This is a genomic window from Paenochrobactrum pullorum (assembly GCF_041929845.1).
Classification (GTDB): domain Bacteria; phylum Pseudomonadota; class Alphaproteobacteria; order Rhizobiales; family Rhizobiaceae; genus Paenochrobactrum; species Paenochrobactrum pullorum.
Window position 1 is genome coordinate 52,506 of record NZ_JBHEEH010000007.1, and the last position, 16,279, is coordinate 68,784.

Annotated in this window: 13 protein-coding genes; 3 read left to right on the plus strand and 10 right to left on the minus strand. The window is 48.8% G+C overall.

Annotation, left to right across the window (positions count from 1 at the left end):
- Positions 1 to 4 precede the first annotated feature (4 nt).
- From JNC77_RS11405 to dctP, 6 genes are all read right to left on the minus strand, one after another.
- Entirely contained in the window at positions 5 to 1,009 is a 1,005-nt protein-coding gene (locus tag JNC77_RS11405) for an XdhC family protein (RefSeq protein ID WP_374832563.1), read from the minus strand.
- Between the two features lie 32 nt (positions 1,010 to 1,041).
- Positions 1,042 to 1,659 carry an SRPBCC family protein gene (locus JNC77_RS11410; protein ID WP_374832565.1) on the minus strand — a complete coding sequence of 206 codons (618 nt, stop codon included), beginning with the start codon at positions 1,657 to 1,659 and terminating at the stop codon, positions 1,042 to 1,044.
- A 13-nt stretch (positions 1,660 to 1,672) separates the two neighbouring features.
- A complete protein-coding gene (locus JNC77_RS11415; protein WP_374832567.1) occupies positions 1,673 to 2,944 on the minus strand; it encodes an ArgE/DapE family deacylase in 1,272 nt (423 codons plus the stop codon).
- A gap of 68 nt (positions 2,945 to 3,012) precedes the next feature.
- Complete coding sequence (locus JNC77_RS11420) at positions 3,013 to 4,326, minus strand: TRAP transporter large permease (protein ID WP_374832569.1); 1,314 nt, start codon at positions 4,324 to 4,326, stop codon at positions 3,013 to 3,015.
- A gap of 1 nt (position 4,327) precedes the next feature.
- Positions 4,328 to 4,840 carry a TRAP transporter small permease gene (locus JNC77_RS11425; RefSeq protein ID WP_374832571.1) on the minus strand — a complete coding sequence of 171 codons (513 nt, stop codon included), beginning with the start codon at positions 4,838 to 4,840 and terminating at the stop codon, positions 4,328 to 4,330.
- 71 nt (positions 4,841 to 4,911) lie between these two features.
- A complete protein-coding gene (gene dctP / locus JNC77_RS11430; RefSeq protein ID WP_374832573.1) occupies positions 4,912 to 5,922 on the minus strand; it encodes a TRAP transporter substrate-binding protein DctP in 1,011 nt (336 codons plus the stop codon).
- Between the two features lie 230 nt (positions 5,923 to 6,152).
- Between dctP and JNC77_RS11435 the strand changes: the two genes are divergently transcribed.
- From JNC77_RS11435 to JNC77_RS11445, 3 genes are read left to right on the plus strand one after another with little or no spacing between them, the layout of a single operon-like run.
- Positions 6,153 to 7,022 (plus strand): FAD binding domain-containing protein, encoded by an 870-nt coding sequence (locus tag JNC77_RS11435; RefSeq protein ID WP_374832575.1) that lies wholly within the window; start codon positions 6,153 to 6,155, stop codon positions 7,020 to 7,022.
- The gene (locus JNC77_RS11440; protein ID WP_374832577.1) at positions 7,019 to 7,522 is read left to right on the plus strand and encodes a (2Fe-2S)-binding protein; all 504 of its coding nucleotides are present in this window, start codon (positions 7,019 to 7,021) and stop codon (positions 7,520 to 7,522) included. The genes JNC77_RS11435 and JNC77_RS11440 overlap by 4 nt, the downstream gene beginning before the upstream one ends.
- Positions 7,523 to 7,524: 2 nt before the next feature.
- Positions 7,525 to 9,858 carry a xanthine dehydrogenase family protein molybdopterin-binding subunit gene (locus tag JNC77_RS11445; RefSeq protein ID WP_374832579.1) on the plus strand — a complete coding sequence of 778 codons (2,334 nt, stop codon included), beginning with the start codon at positions 7,525 to 7,527 and terminating at the stop codon, positions 9,856 to 9,858.
- Positions 9,859 to 9,919: 61 nt separating this feature from the next.
- On the opposite strand, the gene pyc is transcribed toward JNC77_RS11445, so the two are convergent.
- The 4 genes from pyc to JNC77_RS11465 form a co-directional block, all read right to left on the minus strand.
- On the minus strand, positions 9,920 to 13,375 hold the full coding sequence (gene pyc / locus JNC77_RS11450) for a pyruvate carboxylase (protein ID WP_374832581.1): 3,456 nt from the start codon (positions 13,373 to 13,375) through the stop codon (positions 9,920 to 9,922).
- Positions 13,376 to 13,748: 373 nt separating this feature from the next.
- Positions 13,749 to 14,927 (minus strand): diaminopropionate ammonia-lyase, encoded by a 1,179-nt coding sequence (locus JNC77_RS11455; RefSeq protein ID WP_374832583.1) that lies wholly within the window; start codon positions 14,925 to 14,927, stop codon positions 13,749 to 13,751.
- Positions 14,928 to 15,097: 170 nt separating this feature from the next.
- Entirely contained in the window at positions 15,098 to 15,778 is a 681-nt protein-coding gene (locus JNC77_RS11460) for a GntR family transcriptional regulator (protein ID WP_374832585.1), read from the minus strand.
- A gap of 76 nt (positions 15,779 to 15,854) precedes the next feature.
- Positions 15,855 to 16,187, minus strand: coding sequence for a cupin domain-containing protein (locus JNC77_RS11465; protein WP_374832587.1), 333 nt, complete (start codon positions 16,185 to 16,187; stop codon positions 15,855 to 15,857).
- Between the last annotated feature and the right edge of the window lie 92 nt (positions 16,188 to 16,279).

Sequence of the window (16,279 nt, forward strand, 5' to 3'; positions counted from 1 at the left end):
GGATTTATTCCGTTGAACGGTTGCGATAGGCGGCAATCACCTGCGCCAAAACTGCAATGGCAATTTCAGCAGGACCTTGCGCCTTGATATCAAGCCCGATCGGCGCATGGATCAATCCACAATCATTTTCCGAAAAGCCGGCCTGATAAAGTCGCTCAAGCCGTTTTACATGGGTTTTTCGGCTACCCAGAGCCCCAATATAAAATGCTTTCGCCTGTAATGCAGCGATCAATGCAGGGTCATCTATTTTCGGATCATGCGTCAAGGCAGCCACAGCCGTATGTTTATCTAATGCGTGTTTGCCGAAATAATCTTGCGGCCACTCCACATGCAAATCCGCATCGCCAAAACGTTGCTCTGTCGCAAAGGCCGATCTTGGATCAATGATAGTGACATCGAAATTGGTCAATTTGGCTGCGACCAGCAGGTTCTGGCTGATATGCACCGCACCGACCAAAACAAGTCGCGGATGTGGCGCATAAATATTGAGAAAATAATCCTGCCCCTCAAGGCTAAGTATACCGGACTTGCCAATGTTCACATTTTCCATCAAAGGCAGCAATGAAACATCACCATCAAAAATATGCTGCTGAGCGCCATTTTGAATATTGGTCAGCAAATAACTTGCACGCCGGTTTTCCAATGCTTGAGAAATATCAGTAAAGACAGCCGTTAACGGTGTCACCAGAATTTTAATACGTCCGCCACATGAAAGGCCGACACGCCATGCGGTTTCATCGGCAATGCCAAATTCCAGCACACGAGATTTTCCATCTGTGATGACATCCAGTGCTTGACCGATGACTTCTGTCTCCACGCAACCACCAGAAACAGAACCATAGAAATTAGCGTGATTATCAATCAACAAGTGACTACCGACGGGACACGGCGCCGAGCCCCATGTTTCAATGACAGTGGCAATGGCGGCAGGTCGGTTTTCCTTTAACCATTTCACAGCCATCAGAAGGGGCTGAAACAACACATCCTGTTGCGTCAGTTTTAAGTTCATTTAGCCCCTCCTCCCTTTTTATCGACACATTTTCAGGCACGCCCGAAAAGTGCGCCTAGCTTGTTTTTAAACACGGCCCATAAAACACTCAGCATATTCAGCTCTTTTGCCGGTGCAGGTTTGCGTGGTGCAGCCGGCTTTGGTGACGGTGCAGCAACGCCCTCAGCGGCATCAAAACTTTCTGCTACCGGTTCTGCTCCGGCAGACAATTCACCTTCCAAATTATTGGCAAATTCTTTGCAGATTTGACCGGCAACCGCCTCAACAATGCCACCACGTGCAACCTGCGCCAAGGAGCCAGAGAGTGAATAATTTACATCCACCGAAACAACGGTGGTGTTTTCTCCCTCTTCAGTCAGCGCATAAGTCACCTCGCCTTTAGCGCGCGAAGAATGATTTTTATCAATCCCCACCCCAGTGATAACGCCAGTGAACCTTGCCTCATCCGGTACCACCTTGGCCTCGCCACCAAAATCTGCCTTCACAGGGCCAAGTTTCACCGTAATGCGCCCTTTGGCAACACCATCCACCGGTGGCTCGGTTAGTTGTGCTCCCGGAATACAGGCCACTACCGCTGCCAAATCCTGAAACTTCTCCCACACAACTTTGCGGTTATGGTTGACTTTAAAAACCTGTTTAATCTCAGCCATGATACTCCCCTTTTTAGTTTTCTGCCCCGCACCAATCATAAATGCAAAGCGCCATCACCTTGATAGATGTGATGTAATCCTCAATCGATACATATTCGTCATTAGCATGCATAACCGCCGTTGAACCCGGTCCGAAGATTACTGTTGGTGTATCTGCATAAAGGTTGAGGAAACGTGTATCGGCAGCACCCTGACGCCCACTGATAACCGGCTGTTTTCCGGTCAGTTCAGTATAGTTTTTGCTCACCAGATCAACAATCGGATGATCGACCGGAATTTCGGATGCCTGCGCATCATAGCCGACAAAACGCACCACCGGCGGATGGTCTTTCATCCAAGGATCTTGTGCGGCCATTTCGTTGATTTTATCAACAAGACTTTGCTTGACCCCTTCATGATCTTCACCCGGAACCGTTCCGATACTACCTTTTAGCAATGCGGTGTCTGGAAAAGCGCTTGGATAGTTACCGGCCTGAAAGCTGCCAATAATGCATGGCAGAGAATCCAGCGCATTCGGGTAAAGCGGATGGCGCACGGTTGCCACGCGGTAATCTTCCAGCTCTTTAACGGCCTGCACAACTTTATTGCCCAGATCAATGCCGGAAATGCCTTCATAGCGCTTTTGAATTCCCGCCGGTTTGCCCTGCACAGCAATTTCAAACCAGATGCGACCGATGCAAGCCGGCTGCACTGCCAGATCACTGGTTTCTCCCGAAATACCGGCATCCGCTTTATAGCCGCGCATTACCGTATCAAGCGTACCGTGGCCGGAAACCTCTTCATCAATCACCACGTTGATATAGACATCGCCTTTCAGTTTTACGCCCGCTTGTTTCAGATATTCGACAGCCAGAATATGGCTTGCCACACCGCTTTTCATGTCAGCGGCACCACGACCATAAATAAGTCCATTGTCGATTTTTGCCGACCAAGGATTATCTGACCAGCCTTCACCATTGCCGACCGGAATAACATCCGTATGGCCATTGAGAAGCAATGAACGGCCTCCGCCGGTGCCTTTGAATGTCGCCACAATATTCGGACGGCCCTCGTAACCCATCGCGACAGGGCGATAACCGGGATGTTTTTTCAATTCCTCCCAATCGGTTTCCCACATATCGACCTCAAGGCCGATCTTGTTCATATAATCGGCGACATAAGCCTGAATAGCAGCCTCATCACCGGTAACAGAGGGGATCGCGATCATTTCTTGCAAGAATTTGACCGAGGCATCCTGATTATTTTCAATGGTTTCCAGAATTTTCTGACGGGTCGCAGAACTCATTTTATTCTCCGGTTGTTGAAGGCTTCACGCCCTTAAAAGACAAGATTTCCGATTTTATTTGATGATCATCAGTCCATCAGGCTTGGCAGCCAGAGCGCTATGTCAGGGATAAAGATAAGCAAAGCCATCAGGCTGATATTAATGAGAATGAACGGTACTGCCGCCATATAAATCTCGCCCATTGTGGTGCCTTCGGGCGCCACACCTTTCATAACGAAAAGCGATAATCCTGCTGGCGGAGTAATGGTGGCAAGTTCCAGATTGACCATCATCACCACAGCAAACCAAATCGGTTCCCAGCCCATGGCATGGATGATTGGCAGAAAAATCGGCATGGTGACCAGAACAATCGATGTCTGTTCAATAAACATACCGATCACCATAACAATCAGCATCATGATCAGCATCAGCACCAGCGGTGCGACCGGTAAAGTTGTTGCCCATTCGGTGATGGCCGTAGTTGCGCCGGAAAAACTCAATAACTGACTGAAGGCTGCCGAACCGGTCAAAATGATCAGGATCATCACTGTCAGCTGCAAAGCTGACGAAAGAGCGTTGCGGACGGTCTGCCAATTCAGTTTTCCATACATGAAAGACAGAATGAACGTCAGGAATGTTCCGATTGCAGCCGATTCAGTCGGTGTAGCGATACCGGTGAAGATAAAAACGATCGTCAGCACCACAATCGAAACCGGCGGAACGAGATAGAACAGCGTGTTTTTCATTTTTACACGAAAAGGCACGATTTCTATTTCATAAGTCGGCGCATCTTGCGGACGTAAAGTAGCGCGCAAGACGATATAAAGGATATAAGCAATCGCCAGCAAAATGCCCGGCACAATGATGGCAACCAGCGTTTTGGCAATCGAAAATCCGCCAACACTCGCCAAAACAATCGCCAAAGTGCTTGGTGGAATGAGAATAGCTAAAGCACCACTGCCAAGCACCGGACCGATTGCTAGAGTACGCGCATAACCGCGGCGTTCCATTTCCGGTGTCAAGGTTGAGCCAAGCATTGCAACTGAACCCATCGCCACGCCAGTCAGTGTCGCCAGCACAGTTCCCGCACCAATAGTCAGCACTGCCAAACGACCGGCAATAAAGCCTAGCCACTGATCAAGCACCTCGATCATACGCGGTGCAATGCCTGAATGAAACATCACCGAGCCCATCAAAATGAACATCGGTACCGGCACCAGCATGAAGGTCGAGATTGAACTATCAATACTCAAAACTAACTGACTGAAGCCGGTTGTTCCGCCCCACATGAAAAACACGCCCAGCATATTGACGGTCATGAAGGCAAAAGCCACCGGCACACCCAGCATCATCAAGCCGGTGAGCCCCGCGAAAAAATATAACAGAAAAGTCCACCACTCCATTTTAGTGCTCCGCAGGTTTGGATGGTTGAATATTATCGGCGCGGATAAAACGGAGTGTGCGCAGGATAAATTCTACGCCCAGCAGGAAACATCCAACCGGAATGACCGCCAGATTGATGGCGCGCGGGATTTCAAGCTCAGCTGCCACCATAATACCGCGCTGAATGGAGCGGATAATGGCGTGATAGCCGTAATAAGCCATGATCAGACAGACGATGGCGCTAATGACCGAAGAAATGACCAGCATGGCACGACGCACCGGCGGCGAGACAATCGTCATCAGAATATCGACCGTAACATGACCGTCTTTGCGCAACACCCATGCAGCGCCTAAGAAGGTGATATAGACCATCATGATGCCACTGATCTGGTCGATGCCGTGGATGCCGTAATTAAAGAAGACACGCATCGCCACTTTGATAACCGTTGCCAGCATCATAGCAATCAATGTGAGACATGCGAGAAAGGCAAACAAATTCAAAATGAAGTCGTAGAATTTCTCAATTGTTTTCATAACAAACCTGCATTCGTTCGAATGGAGCTTTGCTCTTGGAAGGTCACTTCCAAGAGCAAAAACCTCAGACATCATTGTTCGAAGAGCTCTTTGACTTCAGAGATTTGTTTCTCGCTTAGAATAGAAGCGTAATAAGCCCAGAGCGAATCAACAGCGACCTTGTTCCAGCGCTCGGCTTCTTCGGGTGAAAGCTTCACCACTTCCATGCCGGCTTTTTGCATCAGGTCCGTTTGTTCCTCGAGATTTTGTTGAAACCAGCCTTGTGTCCATTCTTGTGTTTCGGACATTGCCTGATCGAGAATGGCTTGAATTTCAGGCGACAATGCCTCGTATTTATCGAGGTTCATCACAATGTTTGCACCACTGCGATACATCGGCTGGTCGATCATATATTTGGTGACGCTCTGCCAGCCATAACGGGTAAAACCATCGGCAACCGGCCAGCTGAAACCATCAACCGTACCGCGATCCATCGCCAGATAAATTTCACTTGGTGGCAAAGTGACAGATTCTGCGCCCGCATCTTTCAAGAAATGTCGGGTCAGCGGTGCTGAACGCAGCTTTTTCGACTTGATGTCGTCAATGGATTTTACCGGAAAATTGGTACTGATATAATGAACACCTACACCTAGATCTCCACTGGCGTGGCCGATATAACGTGCACCTTTGTTGGCATAAAGATCAACCAAATAGTTATGTAGTTTACTGCCCGGGCCATTATCCGGCACTTTATAAGGTGAAAGTTCGGTGATGTCTCCGCCCGGCACCACACCTGCCCAATAGTTTGGTGCACCATACCAGACATCAAAAACACCATTTACCAGCGCTTCCGGCTGATCAAAAGGCGGCAGAACATCGTCTGCACCCATATATTGCACCCGCACTTTGCCTTCACCAATGCGGTTTACATTATCCATGAAATTTTTGCCGATATCGGCAGTTGGTGAAAAGCCGTGCGCCCATGCGCCGACCATTCTTAATGTTACAGTTGCTGCTTGCGCCTCTGTCATCCACGCCGTGCCACTCCACAGAAGCGCACCTGCCAAAGCTATCGATGTAACAGGGGTAATAAATTGCCTCATGACCGAAATCATGTCATTTCCTCCCTTGATTTCTCCCCGACCGCACTTCGCCAAAAATGCGGCTTACACTCAAATCCTCCTTTGAGCGCAAATGTATCGTAATGCGTTTACATCCAACTTGTCTACAAAGTTTTTTGTATTGCATACAATCTTTGCGTAGCTTACAAATAAATATGACGATATAAGCGGGTTTCCTGTTTCACAGGTTCCATCACTTTGGGAGGAGTGACATGCGCCCTTCGGGTTTTAGCTATCATCGCGCTGATGACCTTCAGCACGCCTATCAATTATTGGCCGAGTTTGGTGAAGATGGCCGCCCCTTATCAGGTGGGCAAAGTCTGGTACCAATGATGAATTTGCGTTTAGCAAGGCCAAATCATCTGGTTGATATCAACCGGCTACCGCTTAACCAGTTTGAATTACTGCCAAATTTTTTACGCATCGGTGCACTGGTGCGCCATCATGAATATGCAACCAATCCGCATATTGAAGCCTACTTTCCAGCATTTCAGGAAGCCGTTCACTGGATCGCTCATCCCACGATCCGCTTACATGGCTCGCTTGGCGGTAGTATTTCCCATGCTGATCCGACCGCAGAATTACCTGCCATGTGCGTTCTTTATGATGCGGAAATTATTTTAGGCTCGCTGCAAGGCGAACGCCGCGTTAAAGCACAAGATTTCTTTCATGGTGCCTATGTCACTGCCGTGGAACCGGGTGAAATGGTTATTGCAGTGGAGTTTCCATTGCCAAAAGAGCAACCATCCGGTGCTTTTAGCGAACTTGGCGAGCGCTTAGGCGATTTTGCCATTGCTTCTATCGGTGTCGCACTTACCCATAAGGCCGGCACTATCGCAACTGCGGCAATTGTCTGTGGCGGTGCCGAAATGGTTGCAACGCGAGGCCCTGCGATTGAAGCGCAATTAGTCGGAAAACGCTTGGATCAAGTCAATTTTGACACACTGGCTGCCGAGTTTTCCGGCCAGTTTAATCCGGCTGGCGATTTTACCGCTACTACTGCCTATCGCAAAAACCTGATCGGTGAATTGACAAAGCGCACATTGCAGCGCGCTTGCAACAAAGCATTGGAAGCAGCATGAGCGAACAATCAAAAATGAATGTAACTTTGACGGTTAACGGTAATACCCGCACGGTTTCAGTCGAACCCAGACATTTGCTGGCAGATGTTTTGCGCCATGAATTCAATCTTTCCGGTGTCCATATCGGATGTGCGCATGGCGCATGTGGTTGCTGCACGGTGCATCTCGATGGGATCCCACGTCTTTCCTGCCTGACATTCGCGGTGCAATGCGACGGACGCGACATCAAAACCGTTGAAAGTTTGGGCGGCATTGATGCCACCCATATTTTGCAACAGGCATTCAAAAGCGAGCATGGCCTGCAATGCGGCTATTGCACTCCTGGTTTTCTGATGACACTCGCGCCTTATGTCAGCCAACAAATTGAACTGGGTGAAATGCCGGAAGAAGCTGATATTCGTGAAGCTATGAGCGGCAATATCTGTCGCTGCACCGGTTATCACGGTATTGTGGCCGCGGTTAAAAAAGCGATTTCATCTCAATTGACGGAAAGGGCTTGAATATGAGACCTGAAAGCCCCCGCCATATCGGCGCACGCATTCAACGTTTTGAAGATACAAGGCTTTTGTCGGGCACGGCACGTTATATTGACGATATCAAAATGCCGGATATGCTGCATTTGCGTTTTGCACGTGCGCAATCCGCCCATGCCAAAATTGTGGAAATCGATCAATTTGCGCTGGAAGACATCGGTTTTAAAACCTGGGTTTTTACCGGTGAAGACACCCGCCATTTGTCGATGAAAGCCCATCAGGATTATCCTGAAATGCAATATTCAGAGCAGCCTTTGCTGGCTCTTGATAAAGTACGCTATGTCGGTGAACCGGTGGCAGCTGTACTGGCTGAGGACCCTTATCATGCAGAGGATGCGGCAGAGCAACTTTTCATCGATTATGAACCGCTGGCCGTTGTCGCTTCCATGAAGGATGCGCTTGACCCGAATATTCCGCCAATTTTTGATAATTGGACAAAAAACACCTTTGTCGAACGGCAAATGAAAGGTGGCGATCTGGAGGCGGCAAAAGCTGCTGCCCATTATACCATCAAGCGTCGTTATATCAATAAAAGACAAGCCGGCGTACCAATGGAAGGCCGCGGTGTTGTCGCTTATATGGATCCGGCAACGCGGTTTTTAACCGTCTGGTCGTCCACTCAAATGCCACATCTGGTGCGCACTTATATTTCAGAAGAATTGGGCTTGCCGGAATCGCGCATCCGCGTTGTTGCGCCCGATGTCGGTGGTGGGTTTGGTGTCAAAGGGCAAGTCTTCCCCGATGAGGTACTGATCGCTTGGATTGCAATGCAGGTTGGCCGTCCGGTCAAATGGATCGAAGATCGCCGCGAACATCTGATTTCCAGTATTCATGCCCGCGATCATGATCATACATTGGAAGCTTATGTCTCTGAAGATGGTCGCTTATTAGGTTTGAAGGCTGATATCAGTGTCGATGTCGGTGCCTATTCGACATTTCCGTTTACCGCTGCCGGTGATCCGGGAATGGCTGCAAAAGTCATGCCGGGGCCTTATGATTTTCAAGCTTATGAGGCCACATTCCGTGCGCTCGCCAGCAATAAATGTCCGCTCGGCACCTATCGCGGTGTGGCGCGCCCGTCTGCCGTGTTCTCACAAGAGCGCTTGATGGATGATATTGCCAAAGAAATTGGCATGGATCCGTTTGAATTTCGCCTGAAAAATATCATCCGCGAATTTCCATATAAAAACGTGCTCGGCTTTACCTATGATCCGGGGTCTTATGAGCAATCCATCCTGCAAATCAGGGAATTGTTGAAAGACGATATTGCAGCGGCTGAAGCATCAAAAAGCTCCAAAACCACCCGTATTGGCGTCGGTATTGCCACATTTTTAGAGCAAACCGCGCATGGAACACCCGATTTTGCCCGTCGTCGTACACCCATTGAAACCGGTTATATTGCAGCGCATGTACAAATGGCACCGGATGGCACAGTGACCATCAATTTAGGGCTGCAAAGTCATGGCCAAGGGTTGGAAACCACCATGGCGCAGGTCGCAGCCGACGCCTTGGGCGTGCGGCCGGAAGATGTTTTTGTCAAACATGGAGACACAATGGGTTCACCCTACTCGGTCGGCACATGGGGCAGTCGCGGCGGGCCTTTGGGCGGCGGTGCCGTCCATATGGCCTCCTTACAAATTGCCAATAAACTTAAGGCCATTGCGGCTCATTTTCTGCAAGCAAGCAGTGATGACATTGAGCTACGGGATAATTTGGCCTTTTTACGCAGTGATCCGGGGCGCAATGTGGCGCTCAAAACCATCGCGCGTGCAGCAATACGCAATGTCGACCAATTGCCGGAAGGTATCTTGCCAGGCTTGGATGCCGAATATGCACTTGATGGGCCAACGGACGGAACCTATGCCAATGCCACCCATGCGGCCGTGGTTGAAATTGACGTACCAACCGGAAAAATGAAACTGAAGCGCTTTGTTGTGGTGGAAGATTGCGGCACCATTCTCAACCCATTGGTGGTGGACGGACAGGTGCGTGGCGGCGTGGTGCAAGGCATCGGTTCAGCAATGTTCGAGCATTTTGTCTATGACGAAGAAGGGCAGCCCTTAACCACCAGCTTTGCTGACTATCTGATGCCGATTGCACCGGAAATTCCAAATATCGAAGTGCATCACATTGAAACGCCAACGCCGTTAACACCGCTGGGTGCCAAAGGTTTGGGTGAAGGCGGAGCTATTGGCCCCCCTGCTGCAATTGCCAATGCAGTGGCCAATGCGCTTAATGTTTATGTGCCATTTACACCTCTCAATGCCAGCGACATCTGGGAATTAACAGCAAATATGCGTTAAATTAAACGAAAAACCCCGACATTTCTGTCGGGGTTTTTTATGATTACAACTCCAGAAAAACTTATTCGTAAGTAATCAGCAGGTCTTTTGCATCCACCTGCTCACCAGCGCGTACCAGCACTTCAGCCAATTTGCCATCACGTTCGGCATGAATCGCGGTTTCCATTTTCATCGCTTCCAATGACAATAACACATCGCCTGCTTTAACCGCTTGACCGCTTGAGACAGCCACGGTCGAAATCACACCCGGCATCGGTGCGCCGATATGTTTGTCATTTGCCATGTCCGCTTTACGCTTCACACCACCCGCTGCACCCTTGGCACGGTTTGGCACTTTAACACGGCGCGGTTGACCATTAAGTTCAAAGAACACAGTGACCATGCCCTTTTCATCTGTTTCACTCATTGCCTGATTGACGACGACAAGGGTTTTGCCCTTTTCCAGATCAACAAACACTTCCTGCTCGGATGCCAGACCATAGAAATAAACCGGTGTCGGTAAAACGCTGGTTGGGCCATAATTTTCCTGTGCTGCCGCATAATCGGCAAACACTTTCGGATACATCAGCGATGAAGCAAATTCCTGATCGGAAATTGTGCGCCCAACTACCGTTTCAACACTTGCCCGCTCGGCTTCCAGATCGGCTGGCGCCAATAATGAACCCGGGCGCACTGTGAATGGCTTTTCGCCCTTCAGAATTTTCTTCTGAAGCGCTTCAGGCCAACCAGCAGGCGGTTGCCCCAAATCACCGCGCATCATCGACACAACGGAATCAGGGAAAGAAATATCCTTGTCCGGATTTTCAACATCCTTAACCGTCAAATCTTGACTTACCATCATCAAAGCCATATCGCCCACCACTTTGGAGGATGGTGTGACTTTAACAATATCACCAAACATCTGGTTCACATCTGCATAAGTTTGCGCCACTTCATGCCAGCGGCTTTCAAGCCCTAATGAGCGCGCCTGTTCTTTCAAATTGGTGAACTGACCGCCCGGCATCTCATGCAGGTAAACTTCCGATGCGGGACCTTTCAGATCACTTTCAAAGGCTGAATATTGATTGCGTACCCCTTCCCAATAAAAAGAGATTTTGCGGATGGCGTCGGCATCAAGACCAGTATCGCGTTCATCGCCATGCAATGCTTCGACAATGGAACCCAAACACGGCTGCGATGTATTGCCGGAAAGGGCATCCATCGCCGCATCCACCGCATCAACACCAGCATCCACTGCCGCCAAAACGGTGGCAGCAGAAATGCCGGATGTATCGTGGGTGTGGAAATGTAACGGCAGATCGGTCGCTTCACGCAGCGCTTTAAACAATTGTTTGGCAGCTGCCGGCTTCAACAGGCCAGCCATATCCTTGATTGCAATAATATTGGCACCGGCTTTTTCCACCTCACGCGCCAGATCAACATAATATTTCAGATCATATTGCGGGCGGGCACTGTTTAAAATATCGCCGGTATAGCAGATGGCGGCTTCGCAAAGTTTGCCTTCTTCCCGAATTGCATCCATCGAAACGCGCATATTTTCAACCCAGTTGAGGCTGTCGAAAACGCGGAAAAGGTCAACGCCGCCGCGCGCTGCTTCGCGCACGAAATATTTGACCACATTATCCGGATAGCTCTTATAACCAACGCCATTGGCACCGCGCAGCAACATTTGCAGCAGAATATTAGGTGCATTTTCACGCACCATTGCCAGACGCTCCCACGGATCTTCGGTCAAGAAACGCATCGACACATCAAAAGTCGCGCCGCCCCAGCATTCAAGCGAGAAAAGATTAGGCAGTGCCCGTGCGTAAGTGTCGGCAATGCGTGCAATATCATAGGTACGAAGACGCGTTGCCAACAACGACTGATGACCATCACGCATGGTGGTATCGGTTACCAGCACCCGTTTTTGCTCACGCATCCATTGGGCAAATTTTTCTGCGCCCAACTGATCCAGCAATTGTTTGGTGCCGTCGACAATCTTTTTGTCCGGCGTATAAGGAATTTTTGGTGCGGCTGTTGCGGCAGGCTGGGCGCGGCCACGCGTTTCCGGATGACCGTTCACCGTCACATCAGCAATATAAGTCAACAATTTAGTCGCACGATCCTGACGCTTCATATGGGTGAAAAGCTCAGGTGTCGTATCAATGAAACGGGTTGTATAATCATTCGCCAGAAAGCTGGGATGATTGATAATCGCTTCCACAAACGTCAGATTGGTGGCAACTCCGCGAATACGAAATTCACGCAACGCTCTATCCATCCGACGTATCGCTTCAATCGGTGTGGAGCCGGAAGCTGTCACCTTCACCAAAAGCGGGTCATAATAACGGGTAATATATGCACCTGAATAAGCGGTACCGCCATCCAGACGAATGCCGAAACCGGAAGCTGAACGATAGGCTTGAATACGCCCATAATCCGGAATGAAATTCTGCTCTGGATCTTCGGTGGTAATACGGCATTGCAGCGCATGACCGTGCAAATGAATGTCTTTTTGCGCAGGCACACCTGACTCCGGCGTGCCAATCGCAAAGCCTTCAAGAATATGAATTTGCGCTTTGACAATATCAATACCGGTGACTTCTTCCGTCACCGTATGTTCGACCTGAATGCGCGGATTGACCTCAATGAAATAAAACTCATTGCTGTCGACATCCATCAAAAATTCGACAGTACCAGCGCCGATATAATCAGTCGCTTTGGCAATTTTCAGCGCATAAGACGCCACTTCCTGACGTTTTTCATCGCTCAAATAAGGTGCTGGTGCACGTTCGACCACTTTTTGGTTGCGGCGCTGAATGGAACAATCGCGCTCAAAAAGATGCACCGCATTGCCATGGGTATCACCCAAAATCTGCACTTCCACATGGCGCGCCCGTTCCAGCAGTTTTTCCAAGTAAACTTCATCTTTACCGAAAGCCGCCTTGGCTTCGCGCTTGGCTTCCACCACTTCGCGTTCCAGATCTTTTTCAGAACGGATAGCGCGCATACCACGGCCACCGCCACCCCACGAGGCTTTCAGCATCACCGGATAGCCGATTTGGGCTGCCAGCTTTTTCACTTCCTCGATATCATCAGGAAGCGGATCGGTAGCAGGCACCACCGGCACACCCACTTCCAAAGCCAAATTACGCGCGGAAACCTTATTCCCCAGACGGCGCATGGTCTCAGCCTTAGGGCCGATAAAAATAATGCCGTTTTTATCACAGGCATCGACAAATTCAGGGCTCTCGGAAAGCAGGCCATAGCCGGGATGAATGGCATCAGCGCCGGATAATTTGGCGACACGAATGATTTCATCAATGGAAAGATAGCTTTCAATCGGCCCCAGATCACGCTCCAAATGGGGTCCGCGACCGACCTGATAACTCTCATCCGCTTTAAAGCGATGAAGGGAAAGTTTATCTTCTTCAGCCCATATGGCTACCGTTTTAAGCCCCAGTTCGTTGGCCGCGCGAAATACGCGGATAGCAATCTCGGAACGATTAGCGACAAGAATCTTCCTGATGGACAAGATAAAATCTCCCGTATTATATCTGGTGGAATTTACTGCAAGCGTAACTCTCAATTCTCATTTTGATACTTTGTCTGAACTAATTAAGACGGAATATCAATAAGATAGTTGCTTGGATATGTTAGACGAAAAAATGCAAAACGAAATTTTCGTTCGTTTCGGTTGAATTTTTTATTCCAATGACATTGTGTTATGACATTCATCTGGAAGATTATTCAATTTTTTCAATGGGTAAGTAATGCTGACCTGTTTTTGTATTATATCTGAGTAAAGTACGCTTCGTTCCATTCAGAGAACGACTGTATAAATTTTGTTATAAATTTTTATCATTCAACTCCGGACGGCAAAGCTGCCGTCCGGAATTTTATGCCGGTCAGCTTGCCAGCAAACGTTGATAAAGTGCTTCGTCAGTCGCCCCTTCTGTGCCAATCAACAGCACACGGGAATCATTGTTAAGACCAAGTTTTGCCATTAGTGCCGAATCATCAGTTGCCGTTAAAAGTCCGGCCAAACCGGAGGCACCTGATTCACCAATTTTAAGGGATGGATCACTGCCAAACGGATGTGCCAATTGTTTCAAGGCTGTCACTGCTATGTCTTCATTGACAGTCAGATAATAATCAGCTGCTTTTTCAAGCACTTCCCATGCGGACAGTGATGGTTCATAGCATTCAAGCATCGCCATGATGGTTTCTTCACCCGGTTCCATTGCCAATGAATGACCAGCCTCGGCACTGCGCTGCAGACAATTTGCGCGTTGTGGTTCCACGACAATGAGTTTTGGTCGCTTATTCCCCATCTTATCGAGGTAAAAGCCAGCAACGACCGCAGCCAAACCACCTACACCAGCCTGAATGAAAATATGGGTGTAATCTTCATCTGATTGATCCCAGATTTCGTTAAGCATCAGCGTATAGCCTTGCATCACCAACCCTGGAATTTCAGTATAACCGGCACGCGAAAAGTCGGAAATAACCGTCCAACCGTTTTCTTCCGCCATTTTAAAAGATTGGGCAACGGAATCGTCGTAATTACCTTTGGTGCGGATAATTTCTGCACCAAAACGGGCAATAGCGTCTTCACGACCTTGGGTGACATTTTCATGCAGGAAAATGACGCAGCGACAGCCGTATTTTTCTGCGCCCGATGCAACCGAGCGGCCGTGGTTGCCGTCTGTAGCACAGCATATCGTCAATTGGCTCGCAACCGCTTTACACTCATCACTGGTGAGTTCTGATGGCGCAATTTTACGGCCCAGTTTTTCTTCAACATAAGCATGAACTACACGCGCTACCGCATAAGCACCGCCAAGTGCCTTAAAACTTGAAAGACCGTAACGGCCGCCCTCATCTTTAAATGAAATAGTGTTCAGGCCAAGTTTTTGTGCCAGATTTTTCAACTCAACCAATGGTGTTGGCTGATAATCCGGAAATGCACTTAAAAATGATTTGACCTCTTCAACGCCGGCAATACCAGCGATCAGCGATTGCGCATGATCAAGTTTTTGACCCTTTTGTGCCGATTTATTCTCTACCAGACGAACGTCCGTCATCGCGCTCACTCCCATGCGAATAGATCTATACCGGAAATATTCCGGCCGGTTGAAAGTCGGGAAATATTTTTCGTCAGAACAAAGCAGCACTAATTAAAAAGCCACTCTTGCCCCGAAATAAAGTCAATTCTGCTTTTTTATAAAAGCATCATGACGGTCAAATGACAGCATCAGTCTGTGTGGCTTAGGACACTGCTTTCGAGTGCTACCACAACATCTGCCGCGCCACCTGCAATCAGCTCCACATGCTCGCGCATCAGTCTGTCAGCCAATTCGCCATCACCATTTTCAATGGCTTGCAGCAAACGGCTGTGATCATCACAGCTTTCCTGCATGCGCCGCGGATGAGTTACATAACGACGATAAGGATTAAGGCGTTTGCCCAGTTTAAAAGCTTCTTGATAGAGAAACTGGTTTTGTGAACAACGCCAAATGACATCATGAAATGCATTATTCGCCAAAATAAAGCCGGTCTGGTCATCCTCACCAGCCTTTTCACGGCAAATATCATTTTCCATGCGCAGAACTTCAATATCTGTTCTGGTCATACGGCGGGCACATAAACGAGCTGCCAATCCTTCCATTTCCGCAAGCACCTGAAACATTTCGACAACGCTGCGCGTTGTCAGTTCCATCACGGTTGCACCCTGATTACGTTTGATTTCCACCAACCCGCTGGAAGCCAGATGACGCAGTGCTTCACGCACGGGCGTGCGTGAAACTTCGAACCTTTTGGCCAACGCCTGCTCATCAAGCCTTGTGCCCGGCAAAAGACGACCGCTTAAAATATCATCTTCCAATATCTGGACTAAATTGGCTGGTGAAGAGGTTTGATCCAAAGTTACATTCATTCTTTTGCCATCTGCGCTTTATCGGTTTTCGTATCAGGAAATCAGAACCGGCGTTCATGTTCCAACGAAAATATTGTTATTGTTTAACTGTGATGACGATGCTGACGCATTCTTCATCTTGCTCGTTAATCGTATAATGAGGATCAAACGGTTCGAACAGAACGGCCTGACCTTTTGTTAAAGTAAAGCGCTCTTTACCTGTATCAAAGGTTAAAGCACCCGACGCAATATAAAAGACTTGCGACACGTCGTCATGGTGATGCAGCTCTCCTCCACCGCCTTTCGGCGCTTTAGAAACCTGTATGCAGAAATTGGAGCCCGCAAAAGGCACAATATCCAATACGTTCAAACCGCCAAAATGGTTGGGCGGCGTAATGCCGTGTTTATCGCCATCTTTCCAGATTTTCATTCATTCCTCCAGTTTATCAGTCATGTCACAATCGGCAAGGTTCAAACTGTGCTGCTTTTTCAAAGAAAGCGCAGCACAGCTCAGACTTTAGA

Bases quoted from the DNA above. Each gene is read 5' to 3' on its own strand.
- JNC77_RS11405 (WP_374832563.1), bottom strand. From the start codon at position 1,009: ATGAACTTAAAACTGACGCAACAGGATGTGTTGTTTCAGCCCCTTCTG.
- JNC77_RS11410 (WP_374832565.1), bottom strand. From the start codon at position 1,659: ATGGCTGAGATTAAACAGGTTTTTAAAGTCAACCATAACCGCAAAGTT.
- JNC77_RS11415 (WP_374832567.1), bottom strand. From the start codon at position 2,944: ATGAGTTCTGCGACCCGTCAGAAAATTCTGGAAACCATTGAAAATAAT.
- JNC77_RS11420 (WP_374832569.1), bottom strand. From the start codon at position 4,326: ATGGAGTGGTGGACTTTTCTGTTATATTTTTTCGCGGGGCTCACCGGC.
- JNC77_RS11425 (WP_374832571.1), bottom strand. From the start codon at position 4,840: ATGAAAACAATTGAGAAATTCTACGACTTCATTTTGAATTTGTTTGCC.
- dctP (WP_374832573.1), bottom strand. From the start codon at position 5,922: ATGAGGCAATTTATTACCCCTGTTACATCGATAGCTTTGGCAGGTGCG.
- JNC77_RS11435 (WP_374832575.1), top strand. From the start codon at position 6,153: ATGCGCCCTTCGGGTTTTAGCTATCATCGCGCTGATGACCTTCAGCAC.
- JNC77_RS11440 (WP_374832577.1), top strand. From the start codon at position 7,019: ATGAGCGAACAATCAAAAATGAATGTAACTTTGACGGTTAACGGTAAT.
- JNC77_RS11445 (WP_374832579.1), top strand. From the start codon at position 7,525: ATGAGACCTGAAAGCCCCCGCCATATCGGCGCACGCATTCAACGTTTT.
- JNC77_RS11455 (WP_374832583.1), bottom strand. From the start codon at position 14,927: ATGACGGACGTTCGTCTGGTAGAGAATAAATCGGCACAAAAGGGTCAA.
- JNC77_RS11460 (WP_374832585.1), bottom strand. From the start codon at position 15,778: ATGAATGTAACTTTGGATCAAACCTCTTCACCAGCCAATTTAGTCCAG.
- JNC77_RS11465 (WP_374832587.1), bottom strand. From the start codon at position 16,187: ATGAAAATCTGGAAAGATGGCGATAAACACGGCATTACGCCGCCCAAC.